Source organism: Photobacterium kishitanii (assembly GCF_000613045.3).
GTDB classification, from domain to species: domain Bacteria; phylum Pseudomonadota; class Gammaproteobacteria; order Enterobacterales; family Vibrionaceae; genus Photobacterium; species Photobacterium kishitanii.
In genome coordinates, this window is record NZ_LN794353.1 from 871114 (window position 1) to 886208 (window position 15095).

The following is a 15095-nucleotide window of genomic DNA, read 5'->3' on the forward strand; positions in this document are numbered from 1 at the left end:
GGCATTAGTTTGGATACCGCTCTTCAATAATTAATTATTGATGAATGCTTTACGGCCAGCATAAATAGCAGCCATTCCAAGTTCATCTTCAATACGCATTAATTGATTATATTTTTCAACACGTTCACCTCGACAAGGTGCTCCTGTTTTAAGATGTCCTGTACGTAAACCTACAGTCATATCAGCAATAAAACTATCAATGGTTTCACCTGAACGGTGTGAGACAAATGCTCCCCAACCAGCGCCGTAACACATCTGAATTGCGGCAATCGTTTCAGTCAATGTACCAATTTGGTTTAATTTAATTAACGCAGAGTTAGCGACCTTTAGATCAATACCTTTTTGGATATATTTAGTATTGGTAACTAATAAATCATCACCAACAATCTCAATACGATCACCTAAGGTTTTATTGAGGATAGGCCAGTTGTCCCAATCATCTTCAGCTAAACCATCTTCAATTAATACGATAGGGAATTCATTAACTAATTTCACGTAATACTCAACCATTTCAGCTGACGTTAATTGGCGATTTTCAGAACGAAGGTTATACATTCCATCTTCATAAAACTCACTAGAAGCAGGATCCATACAAATACCAACATCTTCACCCGGACGTAGACCAGCCTTCTCAATAGCTTTAACAATCAACTCAAGAGGTTCACGATTTGAATTAACCGCAGGTGCAAAACCACCTTCATCACCGACACCAACACTGAGGTTATTGTCTAATAAAACCTGACGTAGAGCGTGATAAACTTCACTGCCCCACTGTACTGCTTCACTAAAAGTTGCCGCCCCATAAGGCGCAATCATATATTCTTGAAAATCGGGTCCCTGCCAGCGAGCATGCACACCGCCATTAAGAATATTCATACAAGGAACCGGTAATAAATTCGCGCCTAAACCACCAATATATTGATATAGCGGTAACTCTGAAACATCAGCAGCGGCACGAGCAACAGCTAATGAAACGCCAAGAATAGCATTTGCACCAAGGCGACTCTTATTTTCAGTACCGTCAAGATCAATCAAAATCTGATCAACAAGTGCTTGCTCACGGGCATCAATATTAATTAAAGCAGCGGCAATTTCAGTATTAATTAGTTGAACGGCTTTTAGTACACCTTTACCGCCATATCGATTCATATCACCATCACGTAACTCAACAGCTTCTCGCGAACCCGTACTTGCCCCTGAAGGTACTCCTGCTCGAACGGTATGACCACAAGCTAACGTTATTTCAACTTCTACAGTCGGATTACCGCGAGAATCTAATATTTCGCGAGCATAAATATTATCAATTAAAAAATCCATATAATTAGCCTCAAAAAAAATTAATCAGAAAATCTGCCACATATATTTATTTAAATGTTTTAATTCTAATCTTTTCAAAAACATACTAAAGTTAATAAATAAGAGTAAAAAATATCTTTATTAAAAATAAAATACGCTACAGATATATTAGAGCCTAATTTCACTATACACCGAGATAAAACAAACACAATGTAAATGATAATTATTTTTATTTATAAGTAAATCACAAATGGAATATAAAATACTATTTATAATCTTAACCAAGGTGTAATTATAAATAATTGTAACCAACGTTAATATCTGGATTTTAAGATGAGTTATATTTAACAGATTGTTATAGTAACCGATTGGAAAAATAAATTTTAATGACTGTAAATATCAAAGAATTATAATCAGCCATAAATATTTATGGCTGATTTTTATGATAAAAAATCAGTTAAACATTAGACGATTCAATACTCATTTGGAGTACATCCTCACCAGCAACAGCAAAATGTAGTTCAATACCGCCTTTCGATGTTATGTTTTTTATTAGCTTAATATCATGTTGACTATATTGTTTTAAAACAAGCTCGTGAATTTCAGAAATCAATTTATCTTTATCCACTACCGTTGTCTTTTTTTTGCCTTCAAACCACATAAAACATTTCACATACTGATTATAAACACAGTAATAATAAACCAGATTAATCAGATTCAAAAGCAGATAACTGTTAACAAATATTAACCGTGTCACAAAGGTAACTACAATAATCAACATTTGAGTCAATTATGTACGATTTATCTTAAGCCTCGGCGTTTAAGATGCATAACACTGGCCTTAATAGTTACTTGCTATTAAATCACCAACAACAATTAACATCACATTAACTATTTTCCATCCGCGATATATGTTTTAAATTCATAGAAGCATATTTATAATATAAAAACCGCCATTATTATTAACTTTCGTAACAACAATAAATCCTGCTTAATTAAAATCATCTTTAATAAATAAAAAACCATTTTTAATAAGTGGTAATAATTACTTCTAAACAGTTTGACTTATATAACAAATAATACGTTGCAGATTTTAAATAATATTTGACGGTTGCTATTAACCCCGATATAAATGTAATTGATATCTATTTACGTTTAAATAAAACCATATAACTAATAACATTAATATACTTTTAACCTGATTTTTATTAGTGACTTTTCCTATTATCAAACTATGTTCGGAGAAATAATAATGGCAAATAGCATTGCCTTATTGGGTAACCCAAACTGCGGTAAAACCACATTATTTAATACCTTGACGGGTGCCAGACAGCGTACTGGTAATTGGGCGGGCGTAACTGTTGATAAAAAAGAAGGAACTTATCAGTATCATAACCAAACGGTAACCGTTGTTGATTTACCCGGCATTTATTCAATGAGCTCATTTGACGAACAAGGATCTGTTGATGAACAAATTGGCTGCGACTATATTTTAAGTGGTGAAGCAGATCTTGTAGTTAATATTGTCGATGCTGCTAATATCGAGCGTAATCTTTATCTTACGCTGCAATTAATTGAAATGAATGTACCCTGTCTAGTGGTACTCAATATGCTCGACATTGCGCGACAAAAAAATATTGTTATCGATGCTGAAGCATTATCAGCTCAACTCGGTTGCCCTGTTGTATGTTTAATCGCTAATAAAAATAAAGGTGTTGAACCATTAAAAGCCGCGATTGAAAAACAACTCATCACCCCACAAACATCCTCTTTTAAAACACATTTTCCACTACAATTGCGCCAGGTAATCACACAGTTAAGCGCTGATTTCCCCGACACATTAATTGCAGAAAACAATAAGCAATGGCTTGCTTTAAGATTACTAGAATCAGACATATCAGCACAAAAACATATTTTAAACACTGATATTCCTGATCGTGTAACGCATTATCAGGATTTACTTTTTCAAGCATATAATGAGCATGCAGATCTATTAATTGCAGATGCTCGCTATCAAACTGTCGCTGATCTCATCGCCCAATCAACCTCTCATGAACAAGCAACTCAGCATAAATTAACCCAATGGATAGATGCAATTGTCCTTAATCGCTATCTCGGATTACCGATCTTCTTATTGGTGATGTATTTAATGTTTTGGTTTGCGATTAACATCGGTGGCGGACTACAACCTATTTTTGATGAAGGCTCAGCTGCAATCTTTATTCATGGTACTGCATGGCTATGTCAATATCTCAGTCTACCCATGTGGTTAGGGGCGATTTTATCCCAAGGTCTTGGTGGCGGTATAAACACAGTAATGCCCTTTATCCCGCAGATAGGGCTAATGTTCTTATACCTTTCGGTATTAGAAGATAGTGGTTATATGGCTCGCGCTGCTTTTGTTATCGATCGCTTAATGCAAGCTATTGGCTTACCCGGTAAATCATTTGTACCACTGATTGTTGGGTTTGGCTGTAATATTCCATCAATTATGGCTTCGCGGACGCTTGAAACACCACGAGATCGCATCCTAACCTCTATGATGGCACCTTTTATGTCTTGTGGTGCTCGACTTGCAATCTTTGGGGTTTTTTCTGCCGCTTTTTTTCAAGGTATGGGCAGCTTGATTGTGTTCTCGCTATATCTACTTGGTATTTTAGTCGCAGTACTGACTGGTTTTGTATTAAAGAAAACACTCTTAACGGGTGAAGCATCTCCTTTTATTATGGAATTGCCAACCTATCATGTGCCAAGCCTTAAAACGACCTTAATCCACAGTTGGAGTCGCCTCCGTGGCTTTTTAGTTAAAGCTTGTCGACTTATCATTCCCATCTGTATGATTGTTATGGCACTTAACAGCGTTACATTTTCTGGACGTGTAATTGAACCAGGACAACAACAAAATTCTGCTTTATCAGACATTGGTCGCTGGGTAACACCGGTATTATCACCGCTTGGTGTTGACCAACAAAACTGGCCAGCAAGCGTAGGTTTACTCACTGGATTCTTAGCCAAAGAAGTTGTCGTGGGTACGCTTAATACCCTTTACAGCGCTGAATTAGCAAACCAAAAAATCATTGATGGTGCTGACGGTACGCAACCCTTCCATCTACTAACCGAGCTGAAAACAGCATGGCAAGATACCGTCACTGGTGTTGAAAATAGTTTCTCATTAACGACCTTAAAAAATCCGATTAAAGCCAGTGAAGCAGATGGCAGTATGAATACCACGGCGATGGGGCAAATGCATAATCAGTTTGGTTCGATGGTCGGTGCATATGCATATTTAATTTTTGTCTTATTGTATGTGCCCTGTGTATCAACAATTGGCGTAATAGCGAAAGAAATAGGCCGCAACTGGGCTTGGTTCTCTACTTTCTGGGGGATAGCTGTTGCGTATGCACTCGCAATTGCTTTTTACCAAACCGCGACATTTACAGCCCACCCAATGGCAACAATTGGTTGGTTGGTATTTGCTTGTTCACTAATAATAAGTTTTATTATTGGCATTCGTTATTTAAGTCAAAAAGTTGATTGGCAACTATCAATTCCAACAACACCAGCTCAACATAAAAGTGGAGGATGTCACTAATGACTTCCTTAATTAGCGTTAGAAATGCCGTACGAACAGCCAGAGTTATTTCTCTAGCTCAGCTATGCAAAAAATTTAATAGTGAGCCACAATGGCTACTCGTATTGCTAGATGATTTAATAAAAAGAGGCAAAATAGATCGCTGTGAGGCAACGAAAGCCTGCAATCAAACTTGCCATGATTGCCAAATAAACTCACAAGATATTATTTTTCGCTGGCGTGATGAGCAAATAGCGATAGCTAATATTTAACGATCATTGAGCAGCTCGTGTTATAGCCATAAAAAAGACCACTTTCACAGGTGGTCTTTCTATTAATGGTGGCTTTAACTTTTTATACAGTACCATTCTTCTGTTTTTTATAATGTTTATAAGCCTGAGCAAAGTTTCCATCATCATAGTGTTCTAACAAAAACAGTGACAATTCTTCATTAGAAATATTCATCATCGTATCCAATTCATCCGTTGTATTGGTTGCCTGACAATGAGTATGTTGATTATTTAAAACAATGTGTTGAGTATACATAAGCAATCCTTGCAAATTTGTATAGTCTTCATCATGTCTTAATTCATTTATTTCTTATAACGCTAGCTATCAAAAACACCACACAGATCAACATTACATTAACAATTTAGCCACTTTAACCACACTTAACTGCAAACCACATGTAATGAAAAAGGCACTAATATGCCTTTATTTTCATAGGCTTGATTGTATTTAAGCACCTGAGAAATTGTATAACTTATCAGTATCAATCGTTAACCGAGTAAACAATTCATTAGTTAAATCTTCTGTCAGAGCTAAAGCTAACCCTAAAGTCTCATGCTCAAAAGCATTAATAAGTGCAATAGCTTGCTCTGGTTGAGTAGCATGCAATACCATATATTCAGCTTCCATCAACTTTTGTTTATGGGCTGTTTGTTGTTCGAATTGATGGTAAGCCTGCTGTACAATTGGCGCAAATTGATTCCAGTCCACCATTGCTAACGTTTGTAGCTTACGGAATTTCCAATAGGCAGAATGGCTATCAGCTTTATTATCACCGAGCGTCAATGCTTCAGGAACAGATGTCATTCCTTGATAAAACGGTAAATACACGCTTAGGGCTGTCATACCATAAGCGATATATTGAATTTCCCCAATCGCAATTGGTAGCTGCGGACGTAACTGTAATACATGTGAATGTTCTGTTCGAAAAACAGCAATAGGGCGATAAGGATCACTAGGGTTACAATGAGCATAAGGATCATGATCAGTTGCTTGATAATGGTTACGTAAACCTTGCATCACATCATATACACTGAGCTTATTTTTAGGTGTTAAATAAACTGGAAATGATTCACCTTGATCTATTTTCGTTGTAAGACCATCAGTGTACATATGTTGCAATGTCCATACCCGTGGGTAATTATATGTTTTATCATGCTCAACATCTTGTGAATAAGCTCGATGAAAATTAAAGCTACTACTGTTTTCTGCTGATGGTAATTGGTGTTTTTTAGCAAAATCGACTAAACCAGCAGAGGCCATAAAATCAGGATGATTGGCGACATAATCAACTAATCGACCTTGATTAGCAGATACAAAATACTTATCAGCAGGAATCTTAGCAGCCATCCAATGATGTCCACTCCCCGTCTCTAAATACCAAATACCGTCTTTATCAACGAATGCGACCCCAAAACCTTCCGCTGTCCCTTGAGTTTCGATAATGTGCCCTAACAAAGCCACACCTTCTTGAGCACTATGCACTCGAGGTAAAATAACATTAACAATGGCATCTTCACCGATACCTGTTTTGGTTACATAGGGATCAACAGCTAAAACCTGAGCATTATTAAATACCGTTTCAGTCGCGGTGATACCGACACCTGCAGAATTAAATCCTGCAGCACCAAAACTGGTACCATTAGTATCAAAGTCAGAATTTGAGGTATATTGCAGCGCATTTTTGGCAGCAGGATAAGTAAAATCATTTCCCATCGCCCCAATAGAATGAAAATCATTTAATTGAGCCGTTTCTGCAGGGTGAAAGTTAAACCGCTTAGCATTGATCGCTTCGTGATCTTCATTACGAGCAATGATAAACGAACCATCAACAGTCACTTGGTTACCAACAAGAATCGTAGTGCAAGCGCTCGCTGCTATTTCAGGTTGCTCAACTTCGCTATCAGAATAATATCCTTTCATCAAAAATCGCCCTTTAAATAAAAAACACCGTTAAATATATACGGTGAAAAGCAGATGTATTTTGCGATCTATATCACACATTTATGTTATTAAAAGGTATTTTTGTATTTAAAATTCATTGTCGATCTCGATCCTGTAAATGCAATTATCAATGAATAGGGTAATAGACACCTTTCTATACCCCAATAATATGTTGTTTATTTGTTAACCGTATGGATAAACAAGGGCGAACAGTGAAAATCTTGTATTAAATTATCCACTTTATAAAAATATTCACTGCTTGTTTTTTGAACACTTTTCTAACTATTGATTCTAGGTTGGCTTACGCTATATCTGCGCGCTATTTTCTGACTGAGCAGTACCTAGATATTCGAGTTGTTCCGTTATATCGAGCCAACCAATAAAGATGAATCACCAAACAAGAAAGATAACGCCATTAAATCTATATTAAATACCGAAAAATAAAACACTGTAGCACTGATATTCGTTTCATATAAAAAACAACTAAATCAACCTGTAAATATACAAACTTACTTGTTTATTTTAGAAATATAAAATAACAATTCGTCGGCGCAGAATAATTAAATCAGCTACGAGGTGTTAATTTTTAAATTCACCGCTCGTAGATGAAATCGACATAACATTATGAATATTATGTATTTTAATTTAACAACAGGAGAAAAATGTAGTAATGACTAATCAAATTGCTTTAGTAACAGGAGCTAATGGTGGCATTGGTTCGAAAATTACTGAAGAGTTGGTAAAAGCAGGCTATCGCGTTATCGCAGGTTATTACCCAAGCGAAAAAGACAGAGCAACCGCTTGGATTAATGATGCCAAATATACTCAAGATGAAGTGCGCTTATTACCATTAGATGTAACTGATGCAGAACATTGCCAAGAAGTATTAACAGCTTTATGGCAAGAAGAAGGCCAAATCGATGTACTTGTTAATAACGCAGGTATTACACGAGATGCATTATTTAAACGTATGAATTTTGAACAATGGGATGCTGTTATTAAAACAAATCTTAATAGTTTGTTTTATGTTACTCATCCTCTTTTCACCTTCATGTGTGAAAAAGGTAGCTGTCGTATTATCAATATGACTTCTGTTAACGGTTTAAAAGGTCAATTTGGTCAAGTTAATTACTCTGCGGCAAAAGCAGGAGTGATTGGTTTTACCAAAGCGTTAGCCGCAGAAGGTGCAAAATTTGGTGTTACTGTTAATGCTGTTGCACCGGGTTATACCAATACTTCAATGGTCTCTGTTTTAAAACCAGAAGTGATTGATAGCATTTGCTCAACGATTCCTATGAAACGTCTAGCCGAACCCAGTGAAATCGCTGCAGCTGTTGTATTCCTTGCCAGTGAAAATGCTCAATACATCACTGGTGAAACATTATCCGTTAATGGCGGCTTGTACATGCACTAATGCTACAAAAGGATTGTAGGCATGAATAAAATTTACATTGTAGCGGCAAAACGTACCCCAATAGGTAGCTTTAACGGCTCATTAAAAACATTGTCTGCGGCAAAATTGGGTTCTATTGCAATCCATGCGGCTGTTGAACAAGCTCACTTGTCCAGTGAAGAAATTGATGAAGTAATTGTTGGTAATGTTATCAGTGCCGATCAAGGAATGGGAATTGGCCGTCAGGCCTCTTTATTATCGGGAATTCCAGAAACAGTTCCAGCCTATACATTAAATATGGTTTGTGGCAGTGGTATGAAAACTGTTATGGATGCAGCGTCACACATCAAAGCAGATGATGCCGAAATTGTTGTTGCAGCGGGGGCAGAGAGTATGTCTCAAATTCCATTCTGTGTACCTGCAGCCATTCGTAATGGTCAAAAAATGGGAAGTCTAACCCTCAAGGATTTGCTCGTTACTGACGGTTTGACTGATGCTTTTCATCACTATCACATGGGTGTAACAGCTGAGAATGTAGTTAGTAAAGAAGGACTTACACGTGAACAGCAGGACGTATTCGCATTAAATAGTCAAAAAAAAGCTATCAGTGCAATTGAACAAGGTAAATTTGTATCTGAAATTGTACCAATTGAAGTGGTAACTCATAGGGCAACGACTATTGTTGATACGGATGAATATCCAAAATCGAACACGACTATAGAATCGTTACAAAGTTTACGTCCAGTATTTAAGCTTGATGGTACCGTAACGGCAGGGAATGCTTCTGGTATTAATGATTGTGGCAGCGCGATTATCGTTGCATCTGAGAGTGCTGTTGAAAAATACAATTTAACCCCACTAGCTGAGATTGTCAGTTATGCTCAAGCTGGTGTTGCACCAGAAATAATGGGCTTAGGGCCAGTACCTGCCGTATTGCAAGCTTTAAGTAAAGCCAAATTGTCCTTAGGTGATATTGATTTATTCGAATTTAACGAAGCCTTTGCTGGTCAAGCATTAGGAGTCATGTCCGAATTAGCTAAAGATACAGGTGTACATGTTGAAGACTTAAGTCGACGTGTAAACGTAAATGGCGGTGCGATTGCATTAGGTCACCCTCTAGGAGCTTCTGGTAACCGTATTCTTGTTACTCTTATATATGAAATGCTTCGTTCCAATGCTAAATATGGATTAGCAACTTTATGTGTTGGTGGCGGTATGGGAACTGCGGTCATTATCAAACATATTTAATTATGTTTACGATAATAATCTAATTTTCTATTTCTCTTCCTGTTTTATTCTCTATGTTATAAGGAAAATAATTATGTACAACGAAATGTTTAAATCTTTTTCAGAGCAAGCAGAAAAAACGCTAGCTCCTTATATGAAATTCAATCATCTTTTTACTAAAAATATTGAAAATATAGCTGAATTACAACTTGCAGCTGTTCGTGCTTACTCAGATCTTGGTCTAAGTCAGCTAAAATCAATTGATCAAATAAAAGATATACAAAGTTTGGGTGTCTACAGTACTCAACAAATTCAATCATTAACTAAATTGTCTCAACAATTAATCGATGATAGCAACAAATTCTCTAATATTGCTCAAGAATTCAAGAACGATATTGAAGAGCTTGCGGCTGAAAATATGAAGCAAAGCGCTACCGCTAAATGCATCTGATATGTTTATAATTGCCGCCTGATCATTTAGGCGGCTTTTTTATAGCTAAAGAAGGTCGTTAAAATGGATAGCCGTTTTTTTTCAGAATATTTTTCTAGTTTAAATAATATTAACGAAACTTGGTGGAGTAATTTTAAATTAGAAAATACAGCTATTACTAGTCCATTAACTCAAGCATTGAATGATTTAACACTAAAAGATAGTCAAAAGTTGATTGAAGGTACATGGTCAAAACCTGATAGCCTTACAAAGATACAAATGGAATGGTGGGAAAGCCAAATGGCTATTTGGCAAGAAGTTATCACTTACGATAAAAAAACATCCCCTGTTATTCAACCAGACGAAGGCGATAAACGGTTTTTAGATCCAGCTTGGGATAATGATGCTTTTTATAACTGTATCAAACAATCTTATTTGCTTTTAAATAATAAAATTCAACAAGCTATCAATGATATTGATGGTGTTGATGACAAAGTAAAAGAGCGCTTAAGTTTTTTTTCTCGACAAGCGCTAAACGCTTTATCACCAACGAATTTCTTAATGACAAACCCTGAACTAACACGACTAACCATTGAACAAGATGGTGTTAACTTAGTTAACGGTTTGAAATTACTAGAGCAAGATATCGAATCAAGTGCTGATGTATTAAGAATTCGCATGACAAATAAAGAAGCTTTCCAAGTCGGTAAAGATTTAGCAAATACTGAAGGGAAAGTTGTCTTTAAAAATCATTTATTCGAATTAATTCAATACAAATCATTAACGGCGAAAGTTAATGTAACACCTCTACTTATTATTCCGCCTTTCATAAATAAATACTACATTCTAGATTTACGTGAAAAGAATTCCATGGTGCGGTGGCTTCTTCAGCAAGGTCATGCTGTATTCATGATTTCATGGAGAAATCCAGATGCATCTATGAAAGATATCGATTTTGCTGATTATATAATCGATGGTGTAATTAAGGCGACCGAAGTTGTTGAAGATATAACTAAGGCCAAAAAAATTAATGCCGTTGGTTACTGTATTGGTGGTACTTTGTTGGCAGCTAGCCAAGCATATATGATTGCAAAACGTATACGTAATCGTATTAAGACAGCAACGTACTTTACAACATTATTGGATTTTTCGCAGCCTGGAGAGATCGGTGCATATATCAATAATGAAATGATTTCCGCGATTGAACAAAGTAATGCTCAAAAAGGCTATATGGATGGCCGATCTTTAAGTGTTACTTTTTCATTATTGAAAGAAAATAGTTTGTATTGGAACTATTACGTTAATAATTATTTAAAAGGTAATAATCCAATTGACTTCGATTTATTGTACTGGAATGGTGACAGTACTAACGTGACTGAAAAATGTCATAGCACCTTATTAAGAAGTCTATATTTAAATAACAAATTGATAGATCCTAAAGGACTTAAAATAAATGATGTATACTTAGATTTAACAAAAATAAAAGTACCCTCTTATTTTATATCTGCTCAAGAAGATCATTTAGCACTTTGGAAAAGTACTTACTGTGGCGCTTTAAATCTTTCAGGCAAGAATACTTTTGTATTAGGTGAATCAGGACATATTGCTGGTATTGTAAATCATCCAGATCGGCAGAAATATGGTTACTGGACTAATGATACAATATCAAAAACACCAGAATCCTGGTTTGATAAAGCAAACCACCAAACAGGATCTTGGTGGGTCCACTGGAATGATTGGTTGAAAAAACAAGAAACTGCTAAACCTATTTTAGCCAATAGATTTGGAAGTAAAAATAATCCCGTTCTAGGTAATGCTCCTGGAGTCTATGTTTTACAAGGTTTACCTATTGTACAAGAAACTATTTAGGCATTAGTTTTACAATCAATTAAAAATATTTATTTGTTGTGATTTCTAATTGATCTGTTAATAAGTAATTTAATATAACGTCTCTTTATTACCACCGAAATTAGACAGAGTTAATCATTCTTCTGACATCGGTGGTGATCGAGTACTGCATCTTATTAATTTATAGAATACATCATCCACGCTCATATAAATAAACTCCCAATACTGTTTATCAATATAATTAAATTCTTTATTTGCCAACACTTTCCTTACAAAACACCTGACACCGTATTATGACAATTTTCATCCTGTTATAAAAAACTTTATAAAATAATGGCTTTATTTTCAGTCTCAAATAACGACTTCTTTTTGGCAGATTCAGAATAGAATGGTATCGCGATTAAATGCTGAGTAGCGGTGTATATTATAAAATATAGGGTGAAAGTGAGGATAGATTAAGCACAGGGCTTATCTTGAAATGAATAATATAACTTTTGGTGAGCTGAAAACGAATCTATATCTGTGTATATTCAAAATAAAAACAAACATAAAATTCAAGCTTTGACCCTTGAGTCAAAGCTTGATTGATTTATGTGTGAATATTTTCAACGCTAGACTTTTTAAGCTTTCGTCTATACATAGCACTAATGCTTTGTAGTTCGCAGCTATACGCGAAACTAAGTCTAAAACAATGACAGCTACTATTACGCTTCAGCGTTAAGCAGAGCAACTGATTGTTGAGCAATCACAAATTCTTCGTTAGTTGGAATCACCATCGCTAATGGCGTATTTGGTTGGCTAATGATACCTTCAGCACCAAAACGGGCTGCTTCATTACCCGCAACATCTTCACGGTAACCAAAAATTTTCAGTAGACGCATAATTTCACGACGTACTGGCAGTGAGTTCTCACCGATACCACCAGTGAAAATGATGCCATCTAACTCATCTAATGCGACCATATATGAAGCAATATATTTAGCAGCACGGTAGCTAAAGACTTCAAATGCAAGTTTAGCATCATGATTACCAGCTTCCATCGCTTCAATAACGCCACGACAATCACTGGTTAAGCCTGAAACACCTAAGAAACCAGAATTACCCACTAGTTCTTGATGTAAACGTTCAGGTGTCCAACCTTTCTTCAATAGATATTCAAGAATACTTGGATCAATATCACCACAGCGAGTACCCATCATTAGACCAGCAAGCGGGGTGAAACCCATTGAAGTATCAATACTCTCACCATTTTTAACGACACAAACAGATGCGCCGTTACCAAGGTGAACAGAAATAAAGCTTGATGCTTCAACAGGTTTATTAATCCTTTTTGCAGCTTCACGAGTAACATAATAATGGCTTGTACCATGTGCGCCATAACGACGAATATTATATTGCTGACAAACTTCTTTAGAAATTGCATATGTATATGCTTTTTCAGGCATTGTTTGATGGAAGGCAGTATCAAACACAGCAAACTGTGACAAGGTAGGAAATGCTTTAGCAGCGGCACGCATACCCAATACATGGGCAGGATTATGTAACGGAGCTAAATCACTCAACGCTTCAATATCAGCCATTACTTGCTCATCAACGCGAACCGTTGAATTAAACTTAGTCCCACCATGTACAACACGGTGACCAATAGTGACGATATTATCTTTCATACCAAGTTCATCAACCAATGCAACGATACGATCAATTGCTTGTTGGTGATGACCATCAAGGCCTGTAAGTTTGAACTCTTGTTTTTCACCGTTAACTTTCCAGCTAACGACTGCTTCAGGGAGATTAAAACACTCACCAAGGCCACTTAACGTAGCTTCACCGGTTACGGTATCAATCAACGCAAATTTAAGTGAAGAACTACCAGAATTGATTACGAGAACTAAAGAATTGCTCATGGTTATCTCATCAGAATTTTTAAGGGCGAATTTCGGATTTAGTAAAAACATCCAGTTTCGGATTTACTCAGTTCAATGCGTGATATTCATTCAACTCAGTAAGTACGTGCTAATCATATTACTCAATTTTTTTTTAATGTCTCAACTTTTGTTTCAAAAAACCCTCAAAAGTTTAAAATTTACTGGTTTAGATCAATTTTAAGACTAAAAATCGATTTAATTCGCATAAATCCGCACCATTTGATCAAATTAAGTTGAGTGTTTGATGGACTTTTTTTTGCCTTTTAAGCTATCACTAACGATATCTTATGGTTTTACCATCAAATCGATTAATAATTAACCGTATTTAGTGCGTGAATCTCAATTGAGAAATGGAATAGACACAATAAAAATAATATTATCAGTTATGCATTCTTGCAGCGAATACTAAATAGTAAGAAAACATTACTGATCACAAACAAATTCGCTTTTTTTGAGATGATAGTTAAATTATTCATCTACTGATGAGCTATCCATTGCTTGATAATAGTCATAAAGACTATCAATATCAGTACTACACATCATTGTCATTGCTGCTTTTAATTGTGGAACTGACCAATTCCACCACTTCATTTCTAGTAATTTATTAATCTGTAACGGTGCAAAACGTTTTTTAACACACCGACCAGGATTACCAACAACTATCGAATAAGGTTCAACATCTTTAGTGATCACCGCGCGCGTCCCAATCACAGCGCCATCGCCAATCTTAACGCCAGGCATAATCACACATTCAGCGCCAAGCCAGACATCATTGCCAATAACAGTGTTCCCTGCACGCTCAAAACCACTTTTGACCCCATCCCCGAACTCCTCAAAATCAAAAGGGAATGAAGAAATCCAATCATGGCGATGGCCTTGATTACCTGCCAGCATAATCACGACCCCACTCGCTATTGAACAAAACCGACCAATAATAAGCTTATCGACTTCACCAAAAATACCTGACTGCCAAACCTCATTACTCGATTTGTCGCCCAATAAATAGTGAACACATTGATCTTCAAAATGATGTTGATGGTAATAGCCAGAATAATAGCTGTAATCACCGACTTCTATATTAGGGTTCGTGATATGTTGTTTAATTTCATAACCACCAATCCAAGATGGAAAAATGCTCAACGCCATTACTATTCTCCTTTTTATACTCAACAT

The 15095-nt window shown here is 36.1% G+C and carries 12 protein-coding genes; 6 read left to right on the forward strand and 6 right to left on the reverse strand.

Annotation, left to right across the window (positions count from 1 at the left end; all coding sequences use genetic code 11):
* Nucleotides 1–30: 30 nt before the first annotated feature.
* Together eno and PPBDW_RS19260 are read right to left on the reverse strand one after the other, a co-directional pair.
* Complete coding sequence (gene eno, locus PPBDW_RS19255) at nucleotides 31–1317, reverse strand: phosphopyruvate hydratase (RefSeq protein WP_036791654.1); 1287 nt, start codon at nucleotides 1315–1317, stop codon at nucleotides 31–33.
* Nucleotides 1318–1753: 436 nt separating this feature from the next.
* Complete coding sequence (locus PPBDW_RS19260; protein ID WP_036791657.1) at nucleotides 1754–1957, reverse strand: hypothetical protein; 204 nt, start codon at nucleotides 1955–1957, stop codon at nucleotides 1754–1756.
* Between the two features lie 591 nt (nucleotides 1958–2548).
* Between PPBDW_RS19260 and feoB the strand changes: the two genes are divergently transcribed.
* Nucleotides 2549–4888 (forward strand): Fe(2+) transporter permease subunit FeoB, encoded by a 2340-nt coding sequence (gene feoB, locus PPBDW_RS19265; RefSeq protein ID WP_036791660.1) that lies wholly within the window; start codon nucleotides 2549–2551, stop codon nucleotides 4886–4888.
* Nucleotides 4888–5139, forward strand: coding sequence for a FeoC-like transcriptional regulator (locus tag PPBDW_RS19270; protein WP_036791663.1), 252 nt, complete (start codon nucleotides 4888–4890; stop codon nucleotides 5137–5139). The genes feoB and PPBDW_RS19270 overlap by 1 nt, the downstream gene beginning before the upstream one ends.
* Nucleotides 5140–5221: 82 nt before the next feature.
* On the opposite strand, the gene PPBDW_RS19275 is transcribed toward PPBDW_RS19270, so the two are convergent.
* Together PPBDW_RS19275 and PPBDW_RS19280 are read right to left on the reverse strand one after the other, a co-directional pair.
* Complete coding sequence (locus PPBDW_RS19275) at nucleotides 5222–5413, reverse strand: hypothetical protein (RefSeq protein WP_036791666.1); 192 nt, start codon at nucleotides 5411–5413, stop codon at nucleotides 5222–5224.
* Between the two features lie 192 nt (nucleotides 5414–5605).
* A complete protein-coding gene (locus tag PPBDW_RS19280) occupies nucleotides 5606–7078 on the reverse strand; it encodes a C69 family dipeptidase (RefSeq protein WP_036791669.1) in 1473 nt (490 codons plus the stop codon).
* A gap of 691 nt (nucleotides 7079–7769) precedes the next feature.
* Between PPBDW_RS19280 and PPBDW_RS19285 the strand changes: the two genes are divergently transcribed.
* From PPBDW_RS19285 to phaC, 4 genes are all read left to right on the forward strand, one after another.
* Nucleotides 7770–8513 (forward strand): SDR family oxidoreductase, encoded by a 744-nt coding sequence (locus PPBDW_RS19285; RefSeq protein WP_036791672.1) that lies wholly within the window; start codon nucleotides 7770–7772, stop codon nucleotides 8511–8513.
* Between the two features lie 21 nt (nucleotides 8514–8534).
* Nucleotides 8535–9740 carry an acetyl-CoA C-acetyltransferase gene (locus PPBDW_RS19290; protein ID WP_036791674.1) on the forward strand — a complete coding sequence of 402 codons (1206 nt, stop codon included), beginning with the start codon at nucleotides 8535–8537 and terminating at the stop codon, nucleotides 9738–9740.
* A gap of 73 nt (nucleotides 9741–9813) precedes the next feature.
* Nucleotides 9814–10170: a phasin family protein gene (locus PPBDW_RS19295; protein ID WP_036791676.1), complete on the forward strand. Its 357-nt coding sequence runs from the start codon at nucleotides 9814–9816 to the stop codon at nucleotides 10168–10170.
* Nucleotides 10171–10233: 63 nt separating this feature from the next.
* On the forward strand, nucleotides 10234–12018 hold the full coding sequence (gene phaC / locus PPBDW_RS19300) for a class I poly(R)-hydroxyalkanoic acid synthase (RefSeq protein ID WP_036791678.1): 1785 nt from the start codon (nucleotides 10234–10236) through the stop codon (nucleotides 12016–12018).
* A 683-nt stretch (nucleotides 12019–12701) separates the two neighbouring features.
* Here the strand turns inward: phaC and PPBDW_RS19305 are convergent.
* Both PPBDW_RS19305 and PPBDW_RS19310 read right to left on the reverse strand, forming a co-directional pair.
* On the reverse strand, nucleotides 12702–13901 hold the full coding sequence (locus PPBDW_RS19305; RefSeq protein WP_036791680.1) for an acetate/propionate family kinase: 1200 nt from the start codon (nucleotides 13899–13901) through the stop codon (nucleotides 12702–12704).
* 489 nt (nucleotides 13902–14390) lie between these two features.
* A complete protein-coding gene (locus tag PPBDW_RS19310) occupies nucleotides 14391–15068 on the reverse strand; it encodes a CatB-related O-acetyltransferase (protein WP_036791684.1) in 678 nt (225 codons plus the stop codon).
* Nucleotides 15069–15095: the final 27 nt, after the last annotated feature.

Coding starts and splice junctions, on each gene's coding strand:
- PPBDW_RS19290 (WP_036791674.1), top strand. CDS start 8,535: ATGAATAAAATTTACATTGTAGCGGCAAAACGTACCCCAATAGGTAGC.
- PPBDW_RS19310 (WP_036791684.1), bottom strand. CDS start 15,068: ATGGCGTTGAGCATTTTTCCATCTTGGATTGGTGGTTATGAAATTAAA.
- PPBDW_RS19280 (WP_036791669.1), bottom strand. CDS start 7,078: ATGAAAGGATATTATTCTGATAGCGAAGTTGAGCAACCTGAAATAGCA.
- PPBDW_RS19260 (WP_036791657.1), bottom strand. CDS start 1,957: ATGTGGTTTGAAGGCAAAAAAAAGACAACGGTAGTGGATAAAGATAAA.
- PPBDW_RS19285 (WP_036791672.1), top strand. CDS start 7,770: ATGACTAATCAAATTGCTTTAGTAACAGGAGCTAATGGTGGCATTGGT.
- phaC (WP_036791678.1), top strand. CDS start 10,234: ATGGATAGCCGTTTTTTTTCAGAATATTTTTCTAGTTTAAATAATATT.
- PPBDW_RS19270 (WP_036791663.1), top strand. CDS start 4,888: ATGACTTCCTTAATTAGCGTTAGAAATGCCGTACGAACAGCCAGAGTT.
- PPBDW_RS19275 (WP_036791666.1), bottom strand. CDS start 5,413: ATGTATACTCAACACATTGTTTTAAATAATCAACATACTCATTGTCAG.
- feoB (WP_036791660.1), top strand. CDS start 2,549: ATGGCAAATAGCATTGCCTTATTGGGTAACCCAAACTGCGGTAAAACC.
- PPBDW_RS19295 (WP_036791676.1), top strand. CDS start 9,814: ATGTACAACGAAATGTTTAAATCTTTTTCAGAGCAAGCAGAAAAAACG.
- eno (WP_036791654.1), bottom strand. CDS start 1,317: ATGGATTTTTTAATTGATAATATTTATGCTCGCGAAATATTAGATTCT.
- PPBDW_RS19305 (WP_036791680.1), bottom strand. CDS start 13,901: ATGAGCAATTCTTTAGTTCTCGTAATCAATTCTGGTAGTTCTTCACTT.